Raw genomic sequence first — 26,212 nt, 5'->3', positions numbered from 1 at the left:
GCGGACGATGACCGGGGCATTGCGCTGGCTCAGCATCTGCCACGACACCCATTACGACTACGAGCTGCCGGTGGAGCTGGCCCATCACGTGGCCTGTCTGGTGCCGCGCAGCAGCGAGACCCAGCTGGTGCGCGCCTGGGACCTGAGCATCGACCCCACGCCCGACGAATGGCTGGCGCTGGCTGGTCCGGCCGGCCAGGCGCTGCCGCCCAGCCAGGTCAGCTTGGACCCCTGGGGCAATGGCCGCATCACCTTCAGCCACTCGCGGGTGCACGACAAACTGCGGGTGCGCAGCCGCTTCGAGGCCGGCCTCAGCGCGCCGCCCGCCATCGACCCGGACAGCAGCCCCGCCTGGGAATCGGTCGCCGAATCATTGCGCTACCACGCCGGCACCACCCACCGCGAGGCGGTGGAGTTCACGCTGGGCACCGAACTCGCCCCGCGCGACCCGCAGCTGGCCGCCTACGCGCGCCTGAGTTTCACGCCGGGCCGCCCGATGGCCGCCGCCGCCTTGGACCTGATGGCGCGGGTGCACGACGACTTCGCCTACGGGCACGGCGCCACCGATGCCGGCACCACGGCGGTGGCAGCGCTGGCGCTGCGCCGGGGCGTCTGCCAGGACTTCGCCCATGTGATGATCGGTGCCTGCCGCTCGCTGGGCTTGGCGGCGCGCTATGTCAGCGGCTACCTGCTGACCCAGCCGCCGCCGGGTCAGCCGCGCCTGGTGGGCGCCGACGCCTCGCACGCCTGGGCAGCCCTGTGGTGCCCCGAGCAGGGCTGGCTGGCGCTGGACCCCACCAACCGGGTGCCGGCCGGGCTGGACCACGTCACACTGGCCTGGGGCCGCGACTACGCCGACGTGGCGCCGCTGCGCGGCGTGATCCGCGGCGGCGGGCGGGTGCAGCCGCGGGTGGCGGTGACGGTGCAGCCGCTGGACGAACCCGCCGCGGGGGCATGAAAAAGGCGCCCGGTGGGGGCGCCGCTGCGGGGTCGCTGACGCGGGTCACATGCCCGCGTTGCAGTTCGACTGACGCGGGTCACATGCCCGCGTAATTCGGACCGCCACCACCTTCCGGGGTCACCCAGGTGATGTTCTGCGTCGGGTCCTTGATGTCGCAGGTCTTGCAGTGCACGCAGTTCTGCGCGTTGATCACCAGCTGATCGGCGCCGTCCTTGTTCACGAACTCGTAGACGCCGGCCGGGCAGTAGCGGCCCTCGGGGCCGGCGTACTTCGTCAGGTTCACCGCCACCGGCACCGCGGCATCGGTCAGGCGCAGGTGGGCCGGCTGGTTCTCCTCGTGGTTGGTGTTGCTGATGAACACCGAGGACAGGCGGTCAAAGGTCAGCTGGCCATCGGGCTTGGGGTAGTCGATCTTCTGACACTGGTCCGCCGGCTTCAGGCAGACATGGTCGGGCGTGTCGTTGTGCAGCGTCCAGGGCGGCACCGGCATGCCCAGCTTGGGCATCAGCCACTGCTCGATGCCCGTCATCAGCTTGCCCACCGTCTGGCCCTTCTTGAACCAGAGCTTGAAGTTCTTGGTGCGCTGCAGTTCCTCGTGCAGCCAGCTGGCCTCGAAGGCGGCGCTGAAGGCGCTGAGTTCATCCAGGCTGCGGCCGGCCTGCAGGGCCTCGAACAGCGCCTCGGCGCAGAGCATGCCGCTCTTGATCGCCGCGTGGCTGCCCTTGATGCGTGCGGCGTTCATCGTGCCGGCATCGCAGCCCACCAGCGCACCACCCGGGAAGACCAGCTTGGGCAGGGCCTGCGGCGTGCCGTTGTTGATCGCCCGCGCACCGTAGCCGATGCGCTTGCCGCCTTCGATGTGGGCGCGGATGGCCGGGTGGGTCTTCCAGCGCTGCATCTCCTCGAAGGGGCTCATCCAGGGATTGGCGTAGTTCAGGCCGATGACATAGCCCAGCGTGACCTTGTTGCCCTCCAGGTGGTAGAGGAAGCCGCCACCGAAGGTGTCGTCGGTGATCGGCCAGCCCGCGGTGTGCACCACCTTGCCGGGCTGGGCCTTGTCGGCCGGGACCTCCCAGAGTTCCTTGATGCCGATCGCAAAGGTCTGCGGATCTTTGCCCTCGGTCAGCCTGAAGCGCTGCAGCAGCTGCTTGCCCAGGTGGCCGCGGGCCCCCTCGGCGAAGATGGTGTACTTGCCCAGCAGCTCCATGCCGAGCTGGAAGTTGTCGGTGGGCTCGCCGTCCTTGCCCAGGCCGACGTTGCCGGTGGCCACGCCCTTGACGCGGCCCTGCTCGTCGCAGACCAGCTCGGCCGCGGTGAAGCCGGGGAAGATCTCGACACCCAGCGCCTCGGCCTGCTCGCCCAGCCACTTGGTGACCGCGCCCAGGCTGATCACGTAGTTGCCGTGGTTGTGGAAGCAATCGGGCACCAGCCAGTCGGGCGTGCGGGTGGCGCCGTCGGCCGACAGGAACAGGATGTCGTCGCTGGTGACCGGCTGGTTCAGCGGCGCGCCGCGGTCCTTCCAGTCGGGAAACAGCTCGGTGATCGCCCGCGGGTCCATCACCGCGCCCGACAGGGTGTGGGCACCGGGCTCCGAGCCCTTTTCCAGCACCACCACGCTGATCTCGGCGCCTTTTTCAGCGGCCAGCTGCTTCAGGCGGATCGCGGTGGACAGGCCGGCCGGGCCGCCGCCGACGATCACCACGTCGTAGTCCATCGAGTCACGGGGGCCGAACTGGGCGAGGAGTTCTTCGGAAGTCATGGTGTTCCTGGAGAGGTCGTGCAGGGGCCGCCCTGGCGGGCGCTGGGCGTGATTCTATCGGCTGCTGGCCAAAAAAAGCACGATCGTTCGAATTTCGTCGGAGATAAGCGCCACACCAGGGCTGCAGTTCGTTGCGACGGTGGAACGATGGCGAACTAACATCGCCGCGAGGTGCGGATTCGCCGCGCGTCAAGGAGTGGCCATGCTGGGCATGGTGTTCACCGAATTCATCGAGATGGTCGAGGCCCGCTTCTCCCCGGAAGTGGCCGATGCGGTGCTGGCCGACGCCGGCCTGGCGCATGGCGGTGCCTACACGGCCGTGGGCTACTACCCGGCCGAGGAACTGCAGGCCATGGTCCTGGGCCTGGCCCGGCGCAGCGGGCATTCGGCGGACGAACTGGTGCGCAGCTTCGGCAGCCACCTGGCGCAGCGCTTCAGCCAGGCGCACGGCCACTATTTCGCGGCCCACCGCCATCCTTTCGATCTGATCGCGGCGATCGACGGCCACATCCACGTCGAGGTGCGCAAGCTGTACCCGCAGGCCCAGCTGCCTCACTTTGACGTGCTGGAGCGCTCATCCACGCAGATGCGCATGCGCTACCGCTCGGAGCGGCGCCTGCAGATGCTGGCCCTGGGCCTGATCGAGGGCGTGATGGCGCACTACGGTTGCCGCGGTCGCGTGAGCATGGCCGCGCTGGACGACGGCGCCGAGTTCCTGCTGGAGGACCTGACATGAGCGCGGCCGCTCCACGCGCACCCGGGGCTGCACGATGAGCGATCAGGTCCCGCCCACCGAACCGATGCCGCTGCCGCTGTCCGACGAGGCGGTGGTGCTGTCGCGGCGTCTGGAGCGCGAGCGTCTGGCCCGCAAGTCGGCCGAGGCGCTGCTGATGAACAAGAGCCGCGAGCTCTTCGACGCGCTGCAGCAGGCCCGCGAGTCCGAGCACCGCCTGCAGATGGCGCTGTGGGCCAGCGGCGAAGGCATCTGGGAATGGTCGGCCCAGGCCGAGCGCTTCGAGGTGCATGGCCTGTTCATCGATGGCGTCGAGGTGGCCTGGCCCGACGTGGGCGGCCGCGCCTTCATTGATCTGGTCCACCCGGACGACCGCGACTCGATGACCCTGGCCTGGCGCCTGCACCTGGCCGGTGCCCGCGAGGACGTGGACATGGCCTACCGCATCCAGCTCGCCCCGGGCGAGCGCTGGGTGCGCGTGCGTGGTCGGGCCTTGGAGCGCGACGACCTGGGCCGCCCGGTGCGGGTGGCCGGCACCATCAAGGACATCACCGCCCAGCGCGAATCGGAGCAGTCGCTGCACCTGCTGGCCACCGCCTTTGCCAGCACCCACGACGCGCTGCTGGTGGTGGACGACGAGGGCCGCGTGGTCGAGGCCAACAAGGCCTTCAGCCAGTTGTCGGGCTACACGCCCTGGCAGGTGCGGGGCGAACTGCTGTCGCGCTTCATCGGCCTGCCCGACACCTCGTCCGAGGGCAGCGGCTGGCGCGGCGAGGCGCGCCTGCGCGCCCAGCCGGGCGAGGTGCCGGTGGCGGCCACGGTCACCTTCGTGGCCGGGCATGCGGGGCAGAGCGCCTGCCGCATCGTCTCGATGCACGACATCAGCGAGCGCCTGAAGGCCGAGACCCTGCTCGCCCGCCAGGCGCTTCAGGACAGCCTGACCGAGCTGCCCAATCGCGCGGCCATCCAGAAGCACCTGGAGGAGCGGCTGCACCAGAGCAGCGGCGACTCCTTCGGTCTGCTGTTCATGGACCTGGACGGCTTCAAGTCGATCAACGACAGTTTCGGCCATGGCGCCGGCGACATGGTGCTGCAGGAAGTGGCCCGGCGCCTGACGCGTGCACTGCCCGAGGCCTTCATCGGCCGTTGGGGCGGCGACGAGTTCGTGCTGGTGCTGGCGCCTGGCAGCGGCGACTTCGAGGTGCGCCAGAGCGCCCAGGTGCTGCTGGCCACGATGGCCTCGCCCTTCGGCGTGGGCTATGCGCAGGACATGATGATGAGCCCCAGCATCGGCGCGGTGCTGCATCCCCATGACGGCATCGACGCCCAGACCCTGCTGCGCAAGGCCGATGCCGCGATGTACACCGCCAAGGAGCAGGGCAAGAACTGCCTGCGCATGTACGAGCCGCAGATCGAGGAAGGCGCGATGCGCCGGGTGCGCCTGCAAAGCCTGCTGCGCATCGACGCCGAGCGCAGCGGTTTCAGCTTCGTCGTGCAACCCAAGGTCGACGCCCAGCGTCAGCCGCAGGGGGCCGAGCTGCTGGTGCGCTGGAGCACGCGCGACTTCGGCGTGGTGTCGCCCGCCGAGTTCATCCCGATGGCCGAGCAGACCGGCGCCATCGAACTGCTGGGCCGCCAGGCCCTGCATTCGGCGGCCCGCCTGGCGGCCGAGCTGGGCCGGCGCGGCCGGGCGATGCCGGTGGCGGTGAACCTGTCGCCGAAGCAGCTGCTGAATCCGTCCTTCGAGCGCATCGCCTTGCACGCCTGCCAGCGCCACGGCGTGCTGCCGTCGGCGCTGGAGCTGGAGCTGACCGAATCGGCGCTGACCGAGTCGGCCGTCTATCCGCTGCTGGGCCGGCTGCGCCGCCACGGCTTCAGCCTGGCGCTGGACGACTTCGGCACCGGCTATTCGTCGCTGTCGCACCTGCTGAAGCTGCCGTTCCAGAAGGTCAAGATCGACCGCGCCTTCGTGGCCGAAGCGCTGAACAACAACAAGGCGCTGGTGGTGATCCGCGGCACGCTGGACATCTGCCGTGGCCTGGGTCTGCGCACCGTGGCCGAAGGCGTCGAGACCGACGAGCAGTTCGAACTGCTGCGCTCGCTGGGCGTGGACGAATTCCAGGGCTACCTGTTTGACCGCCCGATGCCGCAGGACGATTGGCTGGCCCAGCTGTTCACATGCTAGGCTGTCGCTTGGTCATGTGAAAGGACGGCGGCACGGCTGCCGTGAAGAACAATGAGCTACCAGATCGACCTCTCGGGCCGTGTGGCCCTGGTGACCGGCGCCTCCAGCGGACTGGGCGCGCAGTTCGCACGCACCCTGGCCAAGGCCGGCGCCGCCGTGGTGCTGGCCGGGCGCCGCACCGAACGCCTGAAGACGCTGCGCGCCGAGATCGAAGGATCGGGCGGCGACGCCCACGTGGTGGAGCTCGACGTCACCGACGTCGACAGCATCAAGTCGGCCGTGGCCCACGCCGAGACCGAGACCGGCACGCTCGACATCCTGATCAACAACTCGGGCGTCAGCACCACCCAGAAGCTGCTGGACGTCACGCCGGACGACTACGACTTCGTCATGGACACCAACACCCGTGGCGCCTTCTTCGTCGCGCAGGAGGTGGGCCGGCGCATGATTGCCCGCTCGCGCGGCGCGGCGCCGGGCACCTTCACCGGCGGGCGCATCGTCAACATCGCCTCGATGGCCGGCCTGCGCGTGCTGAGCCAGATCGGGGTCTACGCGATGAGCAAGGCGGCCGTGGTGCACATGACCCGCGCGATGGCGCTGGAGTGGGGCCGCTTTGGCGTCAACGTCAATGCCATCTGCCCGGGCTACATCGACACCGAGATCAACCACCACCACTGGCAGACCGAGGCCGGCCAGAAGCTGGTGCAGATGCTGCCGCGCAAGCGTGTGGGCCAGCCGCAGGATCTGGACACCGCCCTCTTGATGCTGTGTGCCAACGAGAGCCATTTCATCAACGGCGCGGTGATCCAGGCCGACGACGGCTTCGGCATCTGACGTGCTGCGCCCGCTGACGAAGCTCGAGCTGCGCGTGCTCGGGGTGCTGGTCGAGAAGCAGCGCACGGTGCCCGATACCTACCCGTTGTCGCTGAACGCGCTGGCCGCCGGCTGCAGCCAGAAGACGGCCCGCCAACCGGTGATGGACGTCACCGAAGCCCAGGTGCTGGAGGCGGTGGATGATCTGAAGCCGCTGAACCTGGTGATCGAGGTCAGCGGCGCGCGCGTTGCCCGCTACGAGCACAACCTGGCCCGCGTCTATGGCGTGCCCAGCCAGTCGGCCGCGCTGCTGGCCACGCTGATGCTGCGCGGTCCGCAGACCGCGGCCGAGCTGCGTCAGAACGCCGAGCGTCTGCACCGCTTCGCCGACACCGGCTCGGTCGAGGCCTTCCTGGACGAGTTGGCCGCGATGGACCCGCCGCGGGTGCGTCGCCTGGAGCGCTCACCCGGTGCGCGCGAAGCGCGATGGGCCCATCTGCTGGGCGACGAGCCCCTGCCGGAAGCCGCCGGTGCCCCCGCCAGCCTGCCGCCCGATGACGTCCCCGGGCTGCACGCCGAGGTGGCACGGCTGTCGGACGAGGTGCGCGCCCTGCGCGAGGAACTGGCCGAGATCAAGCGCCAGCTGGGCCTGACACCCTGACGGAGACCGCATGCGTTTCACGCTGCCCGAGCACAAGACCCTCAGCCACGAAATGGTCATTCCCATCCGCTGGGGTGACATGGACATGATGGGCCACGTCAACAACACGGTCTACTTCCGCTACATGGAGATCGTGCGTATCGAGTGGCTCAGCGCCATCGGCGGCCAGCCCAACCCGGCCGGCCAGGGCCCGGTCATCGTCAACGCGTTCTGCAACTTCATCCGCCAGCTCGAGTACCCGGGTGATGTGCTCGCCCGCCACTACGTGGCCAACCCGGGCCGCAGCAGCTTCGACACCTTCATCACGCTGGAGCGCACCGACCAGCCCGGCGTGATCTACGCCGAGGGCGGAGCCACCACCGTCTGGATGGACTTTCCCAGCGGCAAGTCCACGCCCATGCCCGACTGGCTCAGAGCGAAGATCGGCTGACTACCCTGACCGGCCGTTGGGTCGACTGCGGCGGTGTGGCGCGGCGGGCGAGGGGGAATTCGCTTGTCCTCATGTCCCCCGGCCTGCGGCCTCCTCCTTGACTTCGGCCAAGCGAACTCCCCCTCACCCGCTACCGACGTTCCCGCACTGCTCGCGCGAGCAGTCCCGAAACGGTGCCAAGCGAGGTGGGGGAAAGGGGTCGAACGAAGTCAAGGAGGAGGCCGAAGGCCGGGGGACATGAGAGAGACCCCTTTCCCCCACCTCGCCTCAACCACCTCCGCGGGCAATGACTGCCTACGGCAGTGAGCGGTCGCCCGATTGAGGCCCTGTTTGTCCCCCCCGTGACAGGCTTTAGTGGTAGTCCCTGAAGCTCAATCGCCGGAGCATCCGCTACCGTTCGCGTCGATCGCCCCTTGTGATCACCACCGAACCATTGGAGACCCGGATGAAGTTCACTCGCAAGCTCTTTGGCATCTCAGTCGGCGCCGCCATCGCCCTGTCGAGCACGGTGGCGTTCGCGCAGAAGGGCGAGACCGTCAAGATCGCCTGGATCGACCCGCTGTCGGGCCTGATGGCGCCGGTGGGCCAGAACCAGGTCAAGACCTTCCAGTTCCTGGCCGAGCACTTCAACAAGAGCAATCCGGCCGGCGTGAAGTTCGAGATCATCACGATCGACAACAAGCTCAGCCCCGCCGAGAGCCTGAACGCGCTGAAGTCGGCCATCGACCAGGGCGTGCGCTACATCACCCAGGGCAACGGCTCCAGCGTCGCGCTGGCGCTGGTGGATGCGGTCAACAAGCACAACGAGCGCAACCCCGGCAAGGAGGTGATCTACCTCAACCACGCCGCGGTTGATCCGGACCTGACCAACAGCAAGTGCAGCTACTGGCACTTCCGCTTTGATGCGGACACCTCGATGAAGATGGAAGCGCTGACCACCTTCATCAAGGACCAGCCCGACACCAAGAAGATCTACCTGCTGAACCAGAACTACTCGCACGGCCAGCAGGTCAGCAAGTACGCCAAGGAAATGATGGCGCGCAAGCGCCCGGACATCCAGTTTGTCGGCGACGACCTGCATCCTCTGGCCCAGGTCAAGGATTTCGCGCCCTATGTGGCCAAGATCAAGGCCTCGGGTGCCGACAGCGTGATCACCGGCAACTGGGGCTCCGACCTGACCCTGCTGGTCAAGGCCGCCAACGACGCCGGCCTGAACATCAAGTTCTACACCTACTACGCCTCGGTCAGCGGCGCGCCCACCGCGATCGGCGCCGCCGGTGCCGGCCGGGTGTACATGGTCGCCTACGGCCATTCGAACATGGCCGACCCGATCGGCAAGCTGGGTGATGCCTTCAAGGCCAAGTTCAACGAAGACCTCTACACCCAGGCGGTCTACAACGAACTGCTGATGCTGTCGTCGGCCATGGCCAAGGCCAAGTCCACCGACCCGGTCAAGGTGGCTGCGGCCATGGAAGGCATCGGCATCAAGGGCTTCAACGGTGACGTCGAGATGCGCAAGACCGACCACCAGCTGCAGCAGCCGCTGTACATCTCGGTCTGGCAGAAGACCGACGCCAAGAACAAGTACAGCGTCGAGAACACCGGCTTCACCTTCGCGCCCGTCAAGGCCTACGATTCCTACGTGTCGAGCACGCCCACCTCGTGCCAGATGAAGCGCCCCTGAGGTGCTGATCGTCCACCGCCGTCCCTGGCGGTGACCTGCCTGCACAGGCCCGGGGGAGTCGCCTCCGCCCGGGCCTCGTCGTTTCGTGACGCGCCACCGTGGACCAGATCCTGATCAACCTGCTCAACGGCGTCAGCTCCGGGCTGCTGCTGTTCATGCTGAGCTCGGGCCTGACGCTGATCTTCAGCATGATGGGCGTGCTGAATTTCGCCCATGCCAGCTTCTACATGGTGGGTGCCTACGCGGCCTACACGCTGACACCGCTGATCGGCTTCACGGCGTCGCTGATCGTCTCGCCCTTGCTGGTGGGCGGCCTGGGGGCGCTGTTCGAGCGTACCGCCTTGCGCCGGGTGCACAAGTTCGGCCACGTGCCCGAGCTGCTGATCACCTTTGGCCTGAGCTATGTGGTGGGCGAGGTGGTGGCGCTGATCTGGGGCCGCTCGCCGCTGACCTTTGACCCGCCCACCTGGCTGCAGGGGCCGGCCTTCACCATCGTGCAGTCGGCGCAGTCGGGCCTGTCGCTGGCCCTGGGCGCGGCGCCGGCCGAGGTTTGCAACGCAGTGGGTGCGGCCTGTTCGCGTTTTCCGCTGACGCGGGCCTTCATGGCGGTGGTGGCACTGGGCATGCTGGTGTCGCTGTGGCTGCTGCTGACCCGCACCCGCATCGGCCTGGTGATCCAGGCGGCGCTGACCCATCCGGAGATGGTCGAGGCGCTGGGCCACAACGTGCCCCGCGTCTTCATGCTGGTGTTCGGCAGCGGCTGCGCGCTGGCCGGGCTGGCCGGCGTGATCGGCGGTGTCACCTTCGTCACCGAACCCAACATGGCCAACATCGGCCCGATCATCTTTGCCGTCATCGTGATCGGCGGCATGGGTTCACTCAGTGGCGCATTCGTCGGCTCGCTGGTGGTGGGCCTGCTGCAAACGCTGCCGCTGACCGTGGACGCCAATGGCGTGGACATGTTCCGCCTGATCGGCGTGAGCATTGCCCCGGACAGCCCCGCCATGGCGCTGCTGCGCATCAAGCTGTCCGAAACGGCGCAGATCCTGCCGTACCTGGCGCTGGTGCTGATCCTGATCCTGCGGCCCAAGGGCCTGCTCGGTACGCGGGAAGGTTGAGAGCCTGTGAAGACATGAATCACGCCCGCGTGGGGCCCCAGAAAGGCCCCAATCTAGACGTGAAGCCGACGCGGGGTTGGGCCCCGCCGAGGCTTCACAACGACGAGTGGGGCCTTTCTGGGGCCCCACCCGAAGGGCCGGGGTGTCCCGAGGCCGTGGCGGGTGTTGCGCCGCTGGCCCGGGCAGCAAGCCCGGGCTGCACGACGCGCCTACGCCACGGCCTCGGGACACCCCGGCGCGGGCGCGATTCATGTCTTCACAGGCTCTGAGCCATGCATCACACCCGCGAATCCCGCCCCAACTTCCACTTCAAGCCCTGGAACGTCGGGCGCATCCTGATCTGGGGCCTGTATGCGCTGGCGCTGGCCGTGGCCCCGCTGTGGTGGACCAGCAGCTTCGGGCAGACGATGCTCAGCCAGATCGGCATCGGCATCATCGTCTGCCTGGCCTACAACGTGCTGCTGGGCCAGGGCGGCATGCTCAGTTTCGGCCACGCCGTCTACAGCGGTCTGGGCGCCTACCTGGCAATCCACACCCTGAACAAGGTGGGCGCCGGCACGCTGGGCCTGCCGGTCAGCCTGGTACCGCTGGTGGGAGGCCTGGGCGGCCTGTTCTTCGCTGCGGTGCTGGGCTGGGTGACCACCAAGAAGTCGGGCACCACCTTCGCGATGATCACGCTGGGCGTGAGCGAACTGGTGTGGTCGATGTCGCTGATGATCCCCGAGTTCTTCGGCGGTGAGGGCGGCGTCTCGGGTAACCGGGTGGTCGGCGAGAAGGTGCTGGGCATCAGCTTCGGACCGCAGATCCAGGTCTACTACCTGATCGCGGTCTACTGCTTCATCAGCACGGCGGCGCTGTTCGCGCTGACGCGCACGCCGCTGGGCCGGATGCTCAATGCGGTGCGCGACAACCCCGAGCGGGTCGAGTTCATCGGCTACTCGACCCAGCGTGTGCGCTACCTGGCCTTCATGATCTCGGGCTTCTTCGCGGGCATCTCGGGCGGCCTGGCGGCGATCAACTTCGAGATCGTCACCGCCGAGGTGGTGGGCGCGGCCCGCTCCGGGGCCTACCTGCTGTTCGTCTTCCTGGGCGGCGCGACCTTCTTCTTCGGCCCCATCCTGGGCGCGGTGCTGATGGTCGTGGCCCTGGCGCTGCTGTCCGAGATCACCAAGGCCTGGCTGCTCTACCTGGGCCTGGTCTTCGTGCTGATGGTGATGTATGCGCCCGGCGGCTTCGCCAGCCTGATCATGATGAACCTGCGCGTGGCCGCCTTTGGCAAGCTGCGCCAGCTGTGGACCGCCTACCTGGCACTGGGCGGTGCCGGCGCGGCGGTGCTGCTGGGCGTGGCGGCGATGATCGAGATGATCTACCACCTGCAGCTCAATGCGGCGCTGGGGCCGAAGCTGCCCTTCATGGGCGCGATGATCGACGCCAGCGGCACCGATGCCTGGGCTGGCGCCGTCTTCGTCACGCTCACCGGCGTGGGCTTGTTCGAACTGGCGCGGCGCCACTTCGCCCATGAATGGGGCGAGGTGCAGGAAGACATCGAGAAAGAGATCAAGCGGAGGGAGACGCTGTGAACGCGCCCACCCAGAGCCCATCCTCGGCCCCCTACGCGCTGGAGTTGCTGGACGCTTACAAGCGCTTCGGCAAGACCGAGATCATCCGCGGCGCCACGCTGCAGGTGAAGCCCGGTGAGCGCGTGGCCATCATCGGCCCCAATGGCGCGGGCAAGTCCACGCTGTTCAACCTGATCTCGGGCCGCTTCGGCCTGTCCAGCGGCGAGATCCGCCTGCATGGTCAGCGCATCGACGGCCTGGCGCCCTACGAAATCAACCGCCGCGGTCTGTCGCGCAGCTTCCAGGTCAGCAACCTGTTCACGCGCCTGAGCGTGTTCGAGAACCTGCGCTGCGCCGTGCTGTGGTCGATGAAGCAGCGCTACAGCTTCTGGCGTTTCCTGGCCGACCTGCACGAGGTCAATGACCGCGCCGAGGAAGTGCTGGAGATGATCAAGCTCGACAGGCGGCGCGACCAGCTGGCGATGAACCTGACCTATGCCGAGCAGCGCGCGCTGGAGATCGGCATCACCATCGCCGGCGGCTCCAGCGTGATCCTGCTGGACGAACCCACCGCCGGCATGAGCAAGAGCGAGACCAAGCGCTTCATCCAGCTGATCCGCGAGGTCACCGAGGGCAAGACCCTGCTGACCGTGGAGCACGACATGGGCGTGGTCTTCGGCCTGGCGGACCGCATCGCGGTGGTGGTCTACGGCGAGGTGATCGCCTTCGACACCCCCGAAGCGGTGCGCGCCAACGCCAAGGTGCAGGAGGCCTACCTGGGCAGCGTGCTGGCCGAGACCCAGGCGGCGGGAGCGTGACGATGAGCAGCGAACTGCTGAAGCTGGACAATGTCCACGCTTACTACGGCAAGAGCCATGTGCTGCATGGCGTGTCGATGGCGGTGGGCGAGGGCGAGATCGTCAGCCTGCTGGGCCGCAACGGATCCGGCCGTTCCACCACCGTCAAGGCCATCATGGGCCTGGTGGACGCCACCGGCGGCATCGCCTGGCGCGGTGAACAGATCACGGGCCGCAAGGCCTTCGAGATCGCCCACCGCGGCATTGGCTACGTGCCCGAGAACCGCGACATCTTCCCCAAGCTGACCGTGCACCAGAACCTGCTGCTGGGTGAGAAGTCGGGCCGCAAGAGCACGCGCTGGCAGATCGACGACATGTACGGTCTGTTCCCGCGCCTGAAGGAGCGCCAGCACACCGAGGCCGGCGTGCTCTCGGGCGGCGAGCAGCAGATGCTGACCCTGTGCCGCACCCTGATGGGCGACCCCGACCTGATCATGATCGACGAGCCCACCGAAGGGCTGGCGCCGAAGATTGTCGAGCTGGTGGCCGAGTACCTGCGGGAATTGAAGCGCCGCGGCATCAGCGTGCTGCTGGTGGAGCAGAAGCTGACGATTGCGCTGGAGGTGTCCGAGCGCTGCCTGGTGATGGGCCACGGCCGCATCGTCTTCGAAGGCACGCCGGCCGGGCTGAAGGCCGACAGCTATGTGCGCAAGGAGTGGCTGGAGGTGTGAGTGGCGGGAGCCTCGCGCAGGCTCCCCGCCGACGAGTCAATGCACCGGTGCCAGTTCGACCTGAATGCTGGTGCTGGTCACCGTCCAGCGCAGCGCGCGCATCGGGCCGCCATCAACCAGGTTGCCGTAGCCGACGATCATGCCGGTGTCATTGATGCCGGTGGCCACACTGTGCGTGCCCCCAGGGTAGTGGCCCAGCGTGATGGCAGCGCCACCGCGCCACAGCACGGCGATCGAGTGCACGCCCACACCGGGCGATGGGCCGAAGCCGACCATGTCGCCCAGGTTGTTGATGCCCAGCACCTCGTGGCCATAGGCACGCTTGCCGCCATCGCGGCCGGGCAGGTAGCGCATCGTGCCCTTCTTCCAGACCACCGGGATGCGGCCCGGGGCCAGACCGGCGATCAGACCTTTGTCGTTGACATGCGTGGCATTGCCCAGGCCCAGATCGGTGAACAGGCCACCCTTCCAGGAAAAGGCCCGGAAGGCCGATCCGACCAGGGCGGTGCCCACCACCACGCCCTTGTTGCTGATGCCGTGGGCTTCGTGGAAGGCCAGGTAGCCCGGGTCCGGCGACCCCATCTCGCCCAGCTGGGTGACGCTGCCATCGGGGTTCCAGCGCACGGCGCGCTGGGCGAAGCTGTCGGTGACCGAGGAGCCCACTGCTTGCCCAGCGTCGTTGATGGCGAACGCCCGAGCCAGGCCGTAACTGCCAAGCGACGGCAGGTACTGTGCGCTGCCATCGGCAGCCCATTTCACCGCCGCCCAGTGGTCCCGCGTGGCCTGGTGCGATCCCACCGCCACACCGCTGCGGTTGATCGCTGCCGGCATCGCCAGGAAGGCGCTGCAGCAATCGGGCAGGGCGCTGATGCTGCCGCTGGGCGACCACACGGCGTTGATGGTCTGGAAGTCACCGTCGCGCATGGCGATGCCGATGGCTTGCCCGGACTGGCTCAAGGCCAAGGCCGATGAGGAGCCGCCGGCATAGAGTCCGCCCAGGTCCTGCACAGAGGTGGCCGCCTGTCCGGCCGCGGGCCACGTCAGGGCTGCCGTCAGTGCACCCACCAACAGCCAGTGGGTGGGGTTCATGGCCTGGCGAAGGCCTGGGGAGGTGGTGGCACGCATCGGTCATCCCTTCATGAAATGGTCGTTTTGCACATGATGTAGGCATACCCCGCCCTGCGCAAGCCGCAGCCGTGTGACCGGATGTGTCGCCGCCCTTGTGTGTCGATGCACATCAGGGTTAATGAGGAGGCCGCCTGTCGCTGGCGTGACGCTGGTGCCGATGGCTTGTCCATAGAATCGAACGATCGTTCTATTTGCGTCTTTCCCTTTCCAAGGACACGCCGACATGACTGCACGCTACGAGACCCGAGGCCCGGTGGCCGTGATCACGCTGGACAACCCGCCGGTCAATGGCCTGGGCTACGCCACCCGGGTGGGTGTGGCGCAGGGCCTGGAGCAGGCCGATGCCGACCCGGCGATCCAGGCGGTGGTGATCACCGGCGCCGGCAAGGCCTTCTCCGGCGGTGCTGACATCAAGGAGTTCGGCTCGCCCAAGGCCACCGCCGCGCCCAACCTGCTCGACCTGATCCGCGCCTGCGAGCTGTGCAGCAAGCCGGTGGTGGCCGCGGTGCACACGGTGGCCATGGGCGGCGGCCTGGAGCTGGCGCTGGGCTGCCACTACCGGGTGACGGCGCCTGGCGCCAACATCGCGCTGCCCGAGGTGAAGATCGGTCTGATCCCGGGCGCCGGCGGCACGCAGCGCCTGCCGCGCGTGCTGGGCGTGGAAACCGCGCTGAACATCATCGTCTCGGGCGATCCGGTCAAGAGCGAGCTGCTGGCCAGCCTGCCGGGCCAGAAGCTCTTTGACAAGGTCATCGAAGGCGATCTGCTGGACGGCGCCATCGCCTTCGCGCTGGAGAAGGCCGATGTGCGGCCGCTGCCGCTGGTGCGCGACCTGAAGGTGCTCCACGAGAACCCGGACGGCTACTTCCAGTTCGCCCGCAACATGGTCAAGGGCATGGCGAAGAACTTCCCGGCGCCGGCCAAGTGCGTGGACGCCGTCGAGGCCTCGATCAGCAAGAAGTTCGACGAGGGCATGGTGTTCGAGCGCGAGATCTTCACCGCGCTGATGTTCACGCCCGAGTGCAAGGCGCTGCGCCATGCCTTCTTCGCCGAGCGCGCCGCCAGCAAGATCCCCGACGTGCCCGAGGACACCCCGGTGCGCGCCATCAACAAGGTCGCGGTGATCGGCGCTGGCACGATGGGCGGCGGCATCAGCATGAACTTCCTGAACGCCGGCATCCCGGTGGTCATCCTCGAGATGAAACAGGACGCGCTGGACCGCGGCATCGCCACCATCCGCAAGAACTACGAGGCCCAGGTCAAGAAGGGCAAGCTCAAGGCCGACAAATACGAGCAGCGCATGGCGCTGCTGAGCACCACGCTGAGCTACGCCGACATCGGCGATGCCGACCTGGTGATCGAAGCCGTGTTCGAGGACCTGGACGTCAAGAAGGCGGTGTTCGAACAACTCGATGCGGTGATGAAGCCCGGCGCCATCCTGGCCTCCAACACCTCCACGCTGGACCTCAACAAGATCGCCGCCTTCACGAAGCGTCCGCAGGACGTGGTGGGCATGCATTTCTTCAGCCCCGCCAACGTGATGAAGCTGCTGGAAGTGGTGCGTGGCGCGGCCACCGCCAAGGACGTGCTGGCCACGGTGATGCAGCTGGGCAAGAAGATCCGCAAGACCTGCGTGGTCTCGGGCGTGTGCGATGGCTTCATCGGCAACCGCATGATCGAGCAGTACAGCCGCCAGGCCGGCTTCCTGCTGGAAGAGGGCTGCACGCCGCAGCAGGTGGACAAGGCGGTCGAGAAGTTCGGCTTCGCGATGGGTCCGTTCCGCATGGGCGACCTGGCGGGCAATGACATCGGCTGGTACATCCGCAAGCGCCGCTACCTGGAGAAGCCCAATCTGCGCTACTCCAAGACCGCCGACCTGCTGTGCGAGCTGGGCCGCTACGGCCAGAAGACCGGCGCCGGCTGGTACGACTACGTGCCGGGCAAGCGCGACGCCATCCCCTCGGCCGTGGTGACCGAGATGATCGAGAAGCACCGGGCCGAGCTGGGCATCACGCCGCGCCAGATCAGCGACGAGGAAATCGTCCAGCGCCTGGTCTTCGCGCTGGTCAACGAAGCCGCCAAGCTGCTGGAGGAGGGCATCGCCAACCGCGCTTCCGACGTCGACATGGTCTACCTGACCGGCTATGGCTTCCCGCTGCACCGCGGCGGTCCGATGTGCTATGCCGACACGCTGGGCCTGTGGAACGTCGTGCAGGCGATGAAGCGCTTCGCCAAGAACCCGCACGACGACGCCGAGTTCTGGCAGCCCGCGCCGCTGCTGGCCCAGCTGGCCGCCGAAGGCAAGAGCTTCTCCTGATCCACGCCTCCAACGCAACCCAGGACACACCATGACCCGAGCCGTCATCGTCTCCACCGCCCGCACGCCCCTGGCCAAGAGCTGGAAAGGCGCCTTCAACATGACCCACGGCGCCACGCTGGGGGGCTTCGCCGTCCAGGCCGCCGTCGAACGTGCCGGCATCGACCCCGGGGCGATCGAGGATGTGCTGATGGGCTGCGCCAACCCCGAAGGGGCCACCGGTGCCAACATCGCCCGCCAGGTGGCGCTGCGCGCCGGCCTGCCGATCAGCGTCAGCGGCGTCACCGTCAACCGTTTCTGCTCCAGCGGCCTGCAGACCATCGCGATGGCCGCGCAGCGCATCATCGCCGGCGAAGGGGACGTCTACGTCGCCGGTGGCGTCGAGAGCATCTCCTGTGTGCAGCAGGAAATGAACACCCACATGCTGGCCGACAGTTGGCTCAAGGCGAACAAGCCCGAGATCTACTGGAACATGCTGCAGACGGCCGAAAACGTGGCCAAGCGCTACGGCATTGCCAAGGAGCGCATGGACGAGTACGGCGTGCGCAGCCAGACCCTGGCCTGCGCCGCGCAGGAGGCCGGCAAGTTCAACGACGAGATCGTCCCCTGCACCGTGACCGCTGGCGTGGCGGACAAGGTCATGGGCCTGCGCAGCCAGCAGGTCACGATCAGCGCCGATGAGGGCCTGCGCCCCGGCACCACGATCGAGGCGGTGCGGGGCATCCGCAGCGCGGTGCCCGGTGGCGTGGTCACGGCCGGCAACGCCAGCCAGTTCAGCGACGGCGGCGGTGCCTGCGTGGTGGTCAGCGAGACCTATGCCGAGCAGAAGGGCCTGAAGCCCCTGGGCCGCTTCCTGGGCTTCGCGGTGGCCGGCTGCGAGCCTGATGAGATGGGCATCGGCCCGGTCTTCGCGGTGCCCAAGGTGCTGAAGAAGCTGGGCCTGACGGTGGCCGACATCGACCTGTGGGAGCTCAACGAGGCCTTCGCCGTGCAGGTGCTGTACTGCGCCGACACGCTGGGGATTCCGATGGAGCGGCTCAACGTCAACGGCGGCGCGATCGCGGTGGGCCATCCCTACGGCGTGTCGGGCCAGCGCCTGACCGGCCATGCGCTGATCGAGGGCAAGCGCCGTGGCGCCAAGCGCGTGTGCGTGACGATGTGCATCGGCGGCGGCATGGGCGCCGCCGGCATCTTCGAAGTGCTCTGACCTGTGGCCCCCACGCTCATGTTGATCGCTGCCCCCCAAGGGGGCGCTCAGGTCCTTCGGGACGGCCGGGCGGACCTGACATGACCGAGCCGCGCGTCAGTCCCGAGGTCTTCCTGCAGATGGGCCGGGAGATCCTGGCGAAGCAGCCCTTCAGCGGCCTGCTGGGGGCCGAGCTGACGGCGCTGTCGCCGGGTCAGGTGGAACTGCAACTGCCGCTGCGCGATGAGCTCAAGCAGCAGCACGGCTTCGCCCATGGCGGCGTGGTCAGCTACCTGGCCGACAACGCGCTGACCTACGCCGGCGGCACCGCCATGCAGGTGCCGGTAGTGACCTCGGAGTTCAAGATCAACTACGTGCGCCCGGCGCTGGGCCAGCGCCTGGTGGTCCGCGCCCGCGCCGAAGCCACCGGCAAGGCGCAGAGCGTGGCGCGCTGCGAGGTCTACGCGGTGGTCGATGGCGTCGAGAAGCTGTGTGCGCTGGCGCAGGGCACGATCGTGCGCCTGGGTGAGGGCGGCTGAGCATGGACCTGGACACGCTGCGCCGCTTCTTCCAGCTCTCGCCCTTCATGCGTGACCTGGGGGCGGAGCCCACGGCCGTGTCGCCGGGCCGCGTGACCGCCGTGCTGCCGATGCAGGACCGCTTCCGCCAGCACAGTGGCCACGCCCACGCGGGCGTGCAGACCACGCTGGCCGATCACGCGATGGGCTCGGCCGCGCAGACCCTGGTGGCCGAGGGCCACTGGGTGCTGACCGCCGACCTGAAGGTGAGCCTGCTGCGTCCGGCCGATGGCGAGCGCCTGGTCTGCGAGGCCTGGGTGGTCAAGCCCGGCCGCACGCTGAGCTTCACCGAGGCCGAGGTCTGGGCCGAGCGCGAGGGCGACCGCACGCTGGTGCTGAAGGCCTCGGCGACGATGGCCGTGGTGCCCTACGACCGGCGCTGAGCGCCCGACACCGAACAGAGGAGGGCGCATGCGTCCGATCGTCGATTTCCTGCTGAACGACTGGCTGAAGGTGGCCTCTCTGGCCGAGCGCCAGCGATTCGCCGACCACAGCGCCGAGACCTTCGCCCAGGTGCTGGACACCTGCGAGCGCATCGCGCGCGAGAAGTACGCCCCCTTCAACCGTCTGGTCGACACCCAGGAGCCGTCCTTCGACGGCGAGAAGGTCCACCTGCCGCAGGCCACGCACGACGCCTGGGCGGCCTACGCCGGCAGCGGCATGCTGGCCGCGGCGCAGGACTACGACATCGGCGGCATGCAACTGCCCTACGCGGTGGAGGCAGCGGCCAACGCCTTCTTCGCGAAGGCCTCAGCCAGCATTGGCGCGGGCATGCTGACCAGCGGCAACGCCAACCTGCTGATGGCGCATGGCACGCCCGCGCAGCAGCAGGTCTTCGCCCACAACGAGTTCAGCGGCCGCTGGGCCGGCACGATGTGCCTGTCCGAGCCGCAGGCGGGCTCCAGCCTGTCGGACATCGCCACCCGCGCCGAGCCGGATGGCGCCGATTTCCAGGACGACCCGCTGGGCCCGCGCTACCGCCTGCGCGGCAACAAGATGTGGATCTCGGCCGGTGAGCACGAACTGACCGAGAACATCGTCCACCTGGTGCTGGCCAAGATCCCCGGGCCGGATGGCCAACTGGTGCCCGGCGTCAAGGGCATCTCGCTGTTCATCGTGCCCAAGAAGCTGGTGGACACCACGGGTCGGTTGACCGGCGAGCGCAATGACGTGGCCCTGGCCGGTCTGAACCACAAGTGCGGCTGGCGCGGCACCACCAACACGCTGCTGAACTTCGGCGAAGGCAAGTACCCGGTGCGCGGCGCTGCCGGCGCGATCGGTTACCGCGTGGGTGCGCCGGGCGAGGGCCTGCGCTGCATGTTCCACATGATGAACGAGGCGCGCATTGCCATCGGCCTGTCGGCGGCGATGCTGGGCATGGCCGGCTACGAGGCGGCGCTGGCCTATGCGCGGCAGCGGCCGCAGGGGCGGCCGATCGGGGATGGCGGCAAGGATGCCTCGAAGCCGCAGTCGCTGCTGATCGAACACGCCGACATCAAGCGCATGCTGCTGGCCCAGAAGGCCTATGCCGAGGGGGCGCTGGCGCTGTGCCTGTACTGCGCCCGCCTGGTTGACGAGAAGCACACCGGCACGCCCGCGGCCAGTGCCGAGGCCGCGTTGCTGCTGGAGGTGCTCACCCCCATCGCCAAGAGCTGGCCCAGCGAGTGGTGCCTGGAGGGCAACTCGCTGGCGATCCAGGTGCATGGCGGCTACGGCTACACCCGCGACTTCCCGGTCGAGCAGTACTGGCGCGACCAGCGCCTGAACATGATCCACGAGGGCACGCACGGCATCCAGGCGCTGGACCTGCTGGGCCGCAAGGTGGTGATGCAGGGCGGTGCCGGGCTGAAGCTGCTGGCTGAGCGCATCAGCGACACGCTGGCCCGCGCCGGCCAGGACGAGCAGTTGGCCACCTACGTGCCCGCGCTGGGCGGCGCGGTGCAGCGCCTGGGCGCCGCCACCAAGGCGGCCTGGTCCACCGGTGTGCCCGAGGAGGCGCTGGCCAATGCCACGCCCTACCTGCAGGCCTTCGGCCACGTGGTGCTGGCCTGGGTGTGGCTGGAGCTGGGCCTGGCGGCCCGCGCCGCCGCGCCGGCCAGCGACGCTGAGCGCGCGCGCAACGCCGGCCTGCTGTCGGCGCTGCGTTTCTTCCACGTTTACGAGCTGCCCAAGATCGACGCCTGGCTGGGCGTGGTCAGCAGCCGCGAGGCGGTCTGCCGCGAGATGCAGGACGCCTGGTTCTGACCCACCAAGGAGAGCGACCGATGAGCACCCCCGTGATGAAACTCTTCGACCTCAGCGGCCAGACCGCCGTGGTCACCGGCGGCTCGCGCGGCTTGGGCCTGCAGATTGCCGAGGCGCTGGGCGAGGCCGGCGCGAAGATCCTGCTGAGCTCGCGCAAGGCGGCTGACCTGGAGGAGGCCGCGGCCCACCTGCAGGCCAAGGGCATCGACGCCCGCTGGGTGGCCGCCAACGCCGCCCAGCCCGAGGACGGCCGACGCATCGTCGCCGAGGCGATGGAGCGCCTGGGCCGCATCGACATCCTGGTCAATAACGCCGGTGCCACCTGGGGCGCCCCGGCCGAGGAGCATCCGCTCGAGGCCTGGGACAAGGTGATGGACCTGAACATCCGCAGCCTGTTCGTGATCAGCCAGGCGGCGGCGGTGGCCAGCATGATCCCGCGCCGCTCGGGCCGCATCATCAACGTGGCCTCGATCGCCGGCCTGGGCGGCAACCCCTCGGGCATGAAGACCATTGCCTACAACACCAGCAAGGGGGCCGCGGTCAACTTCACCCGCGCCCTGGCGGCGGAATGGGGGCGTCATGGCATCACCGTCAACGCGCTGGCGCCGGGCTTCTTCCCCAGCAAGATGACCAAGGGTCTGCTGGACACGCTGGGCGCCGACAAGATGGCCGCCCACGCGCCGCTGAACCGCCTGGGCGATGACGATGACCTCAAGGGCGCCACGCTGCTGTTCGCCAGCGCCGCCGGCAAGCACATCACCGGACAGATCCTGCCGGTCGATGGGGGCGTCAGCGCCCTCATCGGTGGCTGAGCTGGCCTTCGGCGATGATCCCTGGATGAGCCACCGCAAGCCCCCCATCCCGTTTCCCGTCCGCATTCCCTTCGTCGAGCAACTGGGGCTGGAACTGCACAGCTGCGCCGACGGCGCGGCCGAGTTGCGTGTCGACCTGGCCGAGTCGCACCTCAACTCCTGGGAAGTGGCGCACGGCGGCGTGCTGATGACCATGCTGGATGTGGTGATGGCCCACGCCGCCCGCAGCCATGACATGCTGGCCGGGCCCGGCGTGGCCACCATCGAGATGAAAACCAGCTTCTTGCGCCCCGGCGAGGGCGAGCTGCGCGCCCTGGGCACGCTGCTGCACCGCACCTCGACCATGGCCTTCTGCGAGGGCCGCGTGATCAACAGCGAAGGCCAGCTGTGCGCCCATGGCACGGCCACCTTCAAGTACCTGCGTGCGCTGCCCGCCAAGGGCCGCCACGTCAAACCCCTGCAGCGCGCCGATGGCGCTGCATCCTGAACGAAAGAGCACCCGATGAGCACCATCAACCGCCAGATCCACCTCGTCTCGCGTCCGCAAGGCGAGCCCAGCACCGCCAACTTCGCCCTGGTCGAGGCGCCCGTCGAGGCGCTGGCCGACGGCGAGGTACTGGTGCGCAACCACTACCTGAGCCTGGACCCGTACATGCGCGGCCGCATGAACGAGAGCAAGAGCTACGCCCAGCCGCAGCCGCTCAACGAGGTGATGATCGGCGGCACCGTCGGCGAGGTGGTGGAGTCGCGCAACGAACACTTCAAGGTCGGCGACAAGGTCGTGGGCATGGGCGGCTGGCAGGAGTACCAGCGCGTCAACGCCAGCCAGCGCGGTGTGCTGCAGAAGGTGGACACCACCCACATCCCGCTGTCAGCCTACCTGGGCGCGGTGGGCATGCCGGGCGTCACCGCCTGGTACGGCCTGACCCAGATCATCGCTCCCAAGGCCGGCGAGACCGTGGTGGTCAGCGCGGCCAGCGGCGCGGTGGGCGGTGCGGTGGGCCAGCTGGCCAAGGCGCGCGGCTGCCGCGTGGTGGGCCTGGCCGGCGGCCCGGCCAAGTGCGAGGCGGTGGTGAACGAGCTGGGCTTCGATGCCTGCATCGACTACAAGGCCCATCCGGACCTGCGCTCGCTCAGCAAGGCGCTGAAGGACGCCTGCCCCGACGGCATCGACGGCTACTTCGAGAACGTCGGCGGCATGATCCTGGACGCGGTGATGCTGCGAGCCAACGCCTTCAGCCGCATCGCCTTCTGCGGCATGATCGCCGGCTACAACGGCGAGCCGATCCCGATGGCCAACCCGGCGCTGATCCTGGTCAACCGCATGAAGCTCGAAGGCTTCATTGTCAGCGAACACATGCAGCTGTGGCCCGAGGCGCTGAAGGAGCTGGGCACGATGGTGGCCACGGGCAAGTTCAAGTACCGCGAGACCGTGGCCCAGGGCCTGGAGAGCGCGCCCGAGGCCTTCCTGGGCCTGCTCAAGGGCAAGAACTTCGGCAAGCAGCTGGTCAAGCTCGTCTGATGGCTGAGCGGCCGCCCATCGCCTGGACGGCAGCGCGCTTCGAGGGCCTGTCGAGAGACGACCTGTACGACGCGCTGCAGCTGCGCGCCCGTGTGTTCATCCTGGAGCAGGGGCCCTACCTGGACCCGGATGGCCTGGACCGCCACAGCCTGCACCTGCTGGGCCGCCTGACGGCGCCCTGGGGTGCGCTGGCGGCGGGCGAGGCGGTGCTGTACCTGCGGGTGGTGGACCCGGGCCTGAAGTACCAGGAACCGTCGCTGGGCCGCGTCGTGGCCCATGCGGCGCTGCGCGGCACCGGTCTGGGCCGCGCGCTGGTGGCCGAGGGCCTGCGCCAGGCCGACCTGGCCTGGCCGGGTCAGGCCAACCGCATCAGCGCCCAGGCGCACCTGCAGCGCTTCTACGCCGAATTTGGCTACCAGGCCGTGGGCGAGCCCTACAGCGAAGACACCATTCCCCACATCCAGATGCTGCGGCCACCGCAGCGCTGAAGGAGTTCACGATGAAACGATTGGCAGGCCGCGCCGCGGTCATCACCGGCGCCGGTTCGGGCTTCGGCCTGGAACTCTCGCGGCTGCTGGCCGGGCAGGGCATGCACCTGGTGATGGCCGATGTGCAGGCGGCGGCGCTGGAAGCCGCCGCGCAGGAGATGCGCAGCCTGGGCGCCGAGGTGCTGGCCCAGGTGGTGGACGTCTCGAAGGCCGATCAGGTCGAGGCGCTGGGCGCGGCCACGCTGGCGCGCTTCGGGGCGCCGGGCGTGGTCTTCAACAACGCGGGCGTCGGCGCCGGTGGCCTGATCTGGGAGCACACGCTCAAGGACTGGGAATGGGTGGTGGGCGTCAATCTGATGGGCGTGGCCCACGGCGTGCGCGTCTTCACGCCGATGATGCTGGCCGCTGCGCAGGCGGATCCGACCTATGAAGGCCACATCGTCAACACCGCGTCGATGGCCGGTCTGCTGAACGCGCCCAACATGGGCGTCTACAACGTCACCAAGCACGCGGTGGTGTCGATGAGCGAAACGCTGTACCAGGACCTGCGCCTGGTGACCGACCAGATCAGCGCCAGCGTGCTGTGCCCGTACTTCGTGCCCACCGGCATCCACCAGAGCGAGCGCAACCGGCCGGCCGACATGGCCAATGCCGGGGCCGGGCCCACGCGCAGCCAACTGATCGGCGCGGCCATGGCCGAGAAGGCGGTGACCAGCGGCAAGGTCAGCGCGGCCCAGGTGGCGCAGTTCGTGGTGGACGCCATCCTGGCCGACCGCTTCTACATCTACAGCCACCCGCACGCCTTGGGCGGCGTGCAGGTGCGGCTGGAGGACATCATGCTGCAGCGCAACCCGACCGATCCGTTCAAGGAGCGGCCGGAGCTGGGCGAGCGGCTCCGCGCCCAGTTGCGTGGTTGAGCGCGCTTGATCAGCGCGCGGGCAGATCCGCCAGGCCGCTCAGCGCACTGCGGCCCAGCACCGTCTTCATCTTGACGGTGACGCTGCCGCCGGGCGGCACGGTGACCGGGGCCTGCGCCGCGATCGCCATGTCCATGCCGGTGTCGCTGATGCCGTCCAGGTCCGCGTCGTTGGGCACGGTGTTGTTCTCTTCCGGCGAAATGTCGGTGTAGTTGCTGCAGCACACGCGCACCGCCCGGCGAGTGGCGACATCGCCGCCGCTGAACTTGACGCCGATGTACTGCGTCAGGCTGGCCGGCGTGGGCGCCACATCCGACACGATGTAGTTGTAGCTGCCGCCCTGGGGCTGGTAGCCGAGGTCACCCAGGAAGGTGTTGGTCGACGGGTCGCGCATGTCGGAGTCGTTGTAGCGCAGCAGGTTCAGCATCACCGGTTCAGTGCCCGGGTTGCTGAGCTTGTACTGCTGGTCCAGCACATAGCCGCCGGCCAGCGCGGCAGGCAGCAGCTGCTGGACCAGCTTGACCTGCAGCGAACCCAGCGCGAAGCTGCTGACGGCCTTCTGGGTGCTCTTCTGCTTGACGTCGTTGGCCTCGATCTGGGTGCCGTCAATGAACAGCGCAGAGCGCCAGCTCAGGTCGGCCGTGAGGCCGTCCGCGTTCGTGTAGACCAGCGCGTCCTGGAACGCGCCGGCCCCGTCGACGGTCACGGTGGCCGTGCCCATCGACGAAGTGGCGGACAGGACCGCCGTCGGGCCGGTCGGGGCCTTCAGTCGCTCCTTGACCGGTGCGCCGGCAGCGAGCAGGGTGGTGGAGGTGCCGAGCAGGCTCAGGCACAGGGGCAGCAGGGCGGCGTGGTGACGCAGGGACATGGCTCTCTCCTTGGGTGTTTGGAAGAATGGGCCATGCGATGCTAGGAAGGTCTCGTCGTCCCTGCCTCCACCCAAGTGATGAGAACGGCGTGCCTCAGGCGTGCGCGCCGGCGGTCTGCGCCTTCTTCAGCGCGAAGCCCAGCAGCGTGCCCACCTGGCGCAGGTACTCCACGTGCGCCGGCGTCCACTCCAGGACATCGGTGGTGTTCTCGCAGCAGAACAGGCCCCAGGGCTGGCCCGAGATGTTGATGCCCACGTCCAGCAGCGAACGGATGCCCAGCGGGTCGAAGTAGATCTCGTTGAAGCAGGCCGTGACGGCATGGGCGCGCGCATCCGAGGCGACGATCAGGTTGTCGCTGCGCATCGCTTCGAAGTAGGGGCCGAAGTCGGCTTCGTGCAGCACCGTGCCGGCCGCCCACTGGCGGTCGGTGCGGTCATACAGGCGCACGCATTCGATGGCGTCGCGCAGCAGCGCGTCGGGGTAGATCCACAGGCTGGCGCGGGTGCAGCCCATCTCCTCGACCAGGGTCTGGGTCAGCTCGTCATAGAAGGCGTCACTGGTGGTCGAGCCATCCATCAGGCGCTTGGACAGGTTGAGGATGCGGGTCTTGTCGAACATCGGGCGGGGCTCCAGGTTGGCAAAGGCGCCGTCGGCAGGATGACGGCTCGCGGGGTATCGGCCGATCCGGGCCGGCCTTGAGCCCGGCGGCATCTGGCAAAC

At 68.4% G+C, this 26,212-nt stretch carries 25 protein-coding genes; 21 read left to right on the top strand and 4 right to left on the bottom strand.

The window, feature by feature from the left end; all coding sequences use genetic code 11:
- The first annotated feature begins 7 nt into the window (after positions 1–7).
- A complete protein-coding gene (locus KAK07_RS04395) occupies positions 8–958 on the top strand; it encodes a transglutaminase family protein (RefSeq protein WP_247661198.1) in 951 nt (316 codons plus the stop codon).
- Positions 959–1,037: 79 nt separating this feature from the next.
- Here KAK07_RS04395 and KAK07_RS04390 read toward each other — a convergent pair whose 3' ends face one another.
- Positions 1,038–2,720, bottom strand: coding sequence for an electron transfer flavoprotein-ubiquinone oxidoreductase (locus tag KAK07_RS04390; protein WP_210855058.1), 1,683 nt, complete (start codon positions 2,718–2,720; stop codon positions 1,038–1,040).
- A 202-nt stretch (positions 2,721–2,922) separates the two neighbouring features.
- Between KAK07_RS04390 and KAK07_RS04385 the strand changes: the two genes are divergently transcribed.
- From KAK07_RS04385 to KAK07_RS04340, 10 genes are all read left to right on the top strand, one after another.
- A complete protein-coding gene (locus tag KAK07_RS04385) occupies positions 2,923–3,456 on the top strand; it encodes a heme NO-binding domain-containing protein (protein ID WP_210855060.1) in 534 nt (177 codons plus the stop codon).
- A 34-nt stretch (positions 3,457–3,490) separates the two neighbouring features.
- Positions 3,491–5,638 (top strand): putative bifunctional diguanylate cyclase/phosphodiesterase, encoded by a 2,148-nt coding sequence (locus tag KAK07_RS04380; protein WP_210855062.1) that lies wholly within the window; start codon positions 3,491–3,493, stop codon positions 5,636–5,638.
- A 51-nt stretch (positions 5,639–5,689) separates the two neighbouring features.
- Positions 5,690–6,472, top strand: a complete 783-nt coding sequence (locus KAK07_RS04375) for an SDR family oxidoreductase (RefSeq protein WP_210855064.1) — start codon at positions 5,690–5,692, stop codon at positions 6,470–6,472.
- Positions 6,473–6,476: 4 nt separating this feature from the next.
- The gene (locus tag KAK07_RS04370; RefSeq protein ID WP_210859384.1) at positions 6,477–7,112 is read left to right on the top strand and encodes a YceH family protein; all 636 of its coding nucleotides are present in this window, start codon (positions 6,477–6,479) and stop codon (positions 7,110–7,112) included.
- A gap of 10 nt (positions 7,113–7,122) precedes the next feature.
- Entirely contained in the window at positions 7,123–7,542 is a 420-nt protein-coding gene (locus tag KAK07_RS04365; protein ID WP_210855068.1) for an acyl-CoA thioesterase, read from the top strand.
- A 445-nt stretch (positions 7,543–7,987) separates the two neighbouring features.
- Complete coding sequence (locus KAK07_RS04360) at positions 7,988–9,226, top strand: branched-chain amino acid ABC transporter substrate-binding protein (RefSeq protein WP_210855070.1); 1,239 nt, start codon at positions 7,988–7,990, stop codon at positions 9,224–9,226.
- A gap of 98 nt (positions 9,227–9,324) precedes the next feature.
- Complete coding sequence (locus KAK07_RS04355; RefSeq protein WP_210855072.1) at positions 9,325–10,344, top strand: branched-chain amino acid ABC transporter permease; 1,020 nt, start codon at positions 9,325–9,327, stop codon at positions 10,342–10,344.
- A 272-nt stretch (positions 10,345–10,616) separates the two neighbouring features.
- Positions 10,617–11,924: a branched-chain amino acid ABC transporter permease gene (locus KAK07_RS04350; RefSeq protein WP_210855074.1), complete on the top strand. Its 1,308-nt coding sequence runs from the start codon at positions 10,617–10,619 to the stop codon at positions 11,922–11,924.
- Positions 11,921–12,721 (top strand): ABC transporter ATP-binding protein, encoded by an 801-nt coding sequence (locus KAK07_RS04345; RefSeq protein ID WP_310738628.1) that lies wholly within the window; start codon positions 11,921–11,923, stop codon positions 12,719–12,721. The genes KAK07_RS04350 and KAK07_RS04345 overlap by 4 nt, the downstream gene beginning before the upstream one ends.
- Positions 12,722–12,735: 14 nt before the next feature.
- On the top strand, positions 12,736–13,431 hold the full coding sequence (locus KAK07_RS04340) for an ABC transporter ATP-binding protein (RefSeq protein ID WP_210855184.1): 696 nt from the start codon (positions 12,736–12,738) through the stop codon (positions 13,429–13,431).
- 36 nt (positions 13,432–13,467) lie between these two features.
- Here KAK07_RS04340 and KAK07_RS04335 read toward each other — a convergent pair whose 3' ends face one another.
- A complete protein-coding gene (locus tag KAK07_RS04335; protein WP_210859203.1) occupies positions 13,468–14,520 on the bottom strand; it encodes a hypothetical protein in 1,053 nt (350 codons plus the stop codon).
- A 262-nt stretch (positions 14,521–14,782) separates the two neighbouring features.
- On the opposite strand from KAK07_RS04335, the gene KAK07_RS04330 reads away from it, so the two are divergent.
- The 10 genes from KAK07_RS04330 to KAK07_RS04285 all read left to right on the top strand — a co-directional run bounded on the left by KAK07_RS04330 (position 14,783) and on the right by KAK07_RS04285 (position 24,623).
- Positions 14,783–16,876, top strand: a complete 2,094-nt coding sequence (locus KAK07_RS04330) for a 3-hydroxyacyl-CoA dehydrogenase NAD-binding domain-containing protein (RefSeq protein ID WP_210859202.1) — start codon at positions 14,783–14,785, stop codon at positions 16,874–16,876.
- 31 nt (positions 16,877–16,907) lie between these two features.
- Positions 16,908–18,083 (top strand): acetyl-CoA C-acyltransferase, encoded by a 1,176-nt coding sequence (locus tag KAK07_RS04325; protein ID WP_210859201.1) that lies wholly within the window; start codon positions 16,908–16,910, stop codon positions 18,081–18,083.
- Between the two features lie 80 nt (positions 18,084–18,163).
- Positions 18,164–18,601, top strand: a complete 438-nt coding sequence (locus KAK07_RS04320; protein WP_210859200.1) for a PaaI family thioesterase — start codon at positions 18,164–18,166, stop codon at positions 18,599–18,601.
- 2 nt (positions 18,602–18,603) lie between these two features.
- Positions 18,604–19,023, top strand: coding sequence for a PaaI family thioesterase (locus tag KAK07_RS04315; RefSeq protein WP_210859199.1), 420 nt, complete (start codon positions 18,604–18,606; stop codon positions 19,021–19,023).
- 28 nt (positions 19,024–19,051) lie between these two features.
- Entirely contained in the window at positions 19,052–20,884 is a 1,833-nt protein-coding gene (locus KAK07_RS04310) for an acyl-CoA dehydrogenase family protein (RefSeq protein ID WP_210859198.1), read from the top strand.
- A 20-nt stretch (positions 20,885–20,904) separates the two neighbouring features.
- Positions 20,905–21,696: an SDR family oxidoreductase gene (locus KAK07_RS04305; protein WP_210855089.1), complete on the top strand. Its 792-nt coding sequence runs from the start codon at positions 20,905–20,907 to the stop codon at positions 21,694–21,696.
- A gap of 25 nt (positions 21,697–21,721) precedes the next feature.
- Positions 21,722–22,183, top strand: a complete 462-nt coding sequence (locus KAK07_RS04300; protein WP_210855092.1) for a PaaI family thioesterase — start codon at positions 21,722–21,724, stop codon at positions 22,181–22,183.
- Positions 22,184–22,198: 15 nt separating this feature from the next.
- On the top strand, positions 22,199–23,218 hold the full coding sequence (locus tag KAK07_RS04295) for an NADP-dependent oxidoreductase (RefSeq protein ID WP_210859197.1): 1,020 nt from the start codon (positions 22,199–22,201) through the stop codon (positions 23,216–23,218).
- Positions 23,218–23,706 carry a GNAT family N-acetyltransferase gene (locus KAK07_RS04290; protein ID WP_210855095.1) on the top strand — a complete coding sequence of 163 codons (489 nt, stop codon included), beginning with the start codon at positions 23,218–23,220 and terminating at the stop codon, positions 23,704–23,706. The genes KAK07_RS04295 and KAK07_RS04290 overlap by 1 nt, the downstream gene beginning before the upstream one ends.
- 11 nt (positions 23,707–23,717) lie before the next feature.
- Positions 23,718–24,623, top strand: coding sequence for an SDR family oxidoreductase (locus tag KAK07_RS04285; protein ID WP_210855096.1), 906 nt, complete (start codon positions 23,718–23,720; stop codon positions 24,621–24,623).
- A 10-nt stretch (positions 24,624–24,633) separates the two neighbouring features.
- Here KAK07_RS04285 and KAK07_RS04280 read toward each other — a convergent pair whose 3' ends face one another.
- Positions 24,634–25,491 carry a hypothetical protein gene (locus KAK07_RS04280; RefSeq protein WP_210859196.1) on the bottom strand — a complete coding sequence of 286 codons (858 nt, stop codon included), beginning with the start codon at positions 25,489–25,491 and terminating at the stop codon, positions 24,634–24,636.
- 94 nt (positions 25,492–25,585) lie between these two features.
- Positions 25,586–26,110 (bottom strand): GAF domain-containing protein, encoded by a 525-nt coding sequence (locus KAK07_RS04275; RefSeq protein WP_210855100.1) that lies wholly within the window; start codon positions 26,108–26,110, stop codon positions 25,586–25,588.
- Between the last annotated feature and the right edge of the window lie 102 nt (positions 26,111–26,212).

Origin of the sequence: Ideonella alba (assembly GCF_018069875.1) — a bacterium.
GTDB classification, from domain to species: Bacteria; Pseudomonadota; Gammaproteobacteria; order Burkholderiales; family Burkholderiaceae_C; genus Ideonella; species Ideonella alba.
The sequence above is the reverse complement of the archived record's forward strand: the minus strand, read 5'-3'. Positions and strand labels throughout refer to the sequence as shown.

Excerpts from the sequence above, each read along its gene's own strand:
- KAK07_RS04390 (WP_210855058.1), bottom strand. The coding sequence starts at position 2,720 with ATGACTTCCGAAGAACTCCTCGCCCAGTTCGGCCCCCGTGACTCGATG.
- KAK07_RS04330 (WP_210859202.1), top strand. The coding sequence starts at position 14,783 with ATGACTGCACGCTACGAGACCCGAGGCCCGGTGGCCGTGATCACGCTG.
- KAK07_RS04385 (WP_210855060.1), top strand. The coding sequence starts at position 2,923 with ATGCTGGGCATGGTGTTCACCGAATTCATCGAGATGGTCGAGGCCCGC.
- KAK07_RS04300 (WP_210855092.1), top strand. The coding sequence starts at position 21,722 with ATGAGCCACCGCAAGCCCCCCATCCCGTTTCCCGTCCGCATTCCCTTC.
- KAK07_RS04285 (WP_210855096.1), top strand. The coding sequence starts at position 23,718 with ATGAAACGATTGGCAGGCCGCGCCGCGGTCATCACCGGCGCCGGTTCG.
- KAK07_RS04280 (WP_210859196.1), bottom strand. The coding sequence starts at position 25,491 with ATGTCCCTGCGTCACCACGCCGCCCTGCTGCCCCTGTGCCTGAGCCTG.
- KAK07_RS04310 (WP_210859198.1), top strand. The coding sequence starts at position 19,052 with ATGCGTCCGATCGTCGATTTCCTGCTGAACGACTGGCTGAAGGTGGCC.
- KAK07_RS04275 (WP_210855100.1), bottom strand. The coding sequence starts at position 26,110 with ATGTTCGACAAGACCCGCATCCTCAACCTGTCCAAGCGCCTGATGGAT.
- KAK07_RS04290 (WP_210855095.1), top strand. The coding sequence starts at position 23,218 with ATGGCTGAGCGGCCGCCCATCGCCTGGACGGCAGCGCGCTTCGAGGGC.
- KAK07_RS04295 (WP_210859197.1), top strand. The coding sequence starts at position 22,199 with ATGAGCACCATCAACCGCCAGATCCACCTCGTCTCGCGTCCGCAAGGC.
- KAK07_RS04395 (WP_247661198.1), top strand. The coding sequence starts at position 8 with ATGACCGGGGCATTGCGCTGGCTCAGCATCTGCCACGACACCCATTAC.
- KAK07_RS04375 (WP_210855064.1), top strand. The coding sequence starts at position 5,690 with ATGAGCTACCAGATCGACCTCTCGGGCCGTGTGGCCCTGGTGACCGGC.
- KAK07_RS04320 (WP_210859200.1), top strand. The coding sequence starts at position 18,164 with ATGACCGAGCCGCGCGTCAGTCCCGAGGTCTTCCTGCAGATGGGCCGG.
- KAK07_RS04365 (WP_210855068.1), top strand. The coding sequence starts at position 7,123 with ATGCGTTTCACGCTGCCCGAGCACAAGACCCTCAGCCACGAAATGGTC.
- KAK07_RS04360 (WP_210855070.1), top strand. The coding sequence starts at position 7,988 with ATGAAGTTCACTCGCAAGCTCTTTGGCATCTCAGTCGGCGCCGCCATC.
- KAK07_RS04335 (WP_210859203.1), bottom strand. The coding sequence starts at position 14,520 with ATGAACCCCACCCACTGGCTGTTGGTGGGTGCACTGACGGCAGCCCTG.
- KAK07_RS04305 (WP_210855089.1), top strand. The coding sequence starts at position 20,905 with ATGAGCACCCCCGTGATGAAACTCTTCGACCTCAGCGGCCAGACCGCC.
- KAK07_RS04325 (WP_210859201.1), top strand. The coding sequence starts at position 16,908 with ATGACCCGAGCCGTCATCGTCTCCACCGCCCGCACGCCCCTGGCCAAG.
- KAK07_RS04315 (WP_210859199.1), top strand. The coding sequence starts at position 18,604 with ATGGACCTGGACACGCTGCGCCGCTTCTTCCAGCTCTCGCCCTTCATG.
- KAK07_RS04380 (WP_210855062.1), top strand. The coding sequence starts at position 3,491 with ATGAGCGATCAGGTCCCGCCCACCGAACCGATGCCGCTGCCGCTGTCC.
- KAK07_RS04350 (WP_210855074.1), top strand. The coding sequence starts at position 10,617 with ATGCATCACACCCGCGAATCCCGCCCCAACTTCCACTTCAAGCCCTGG.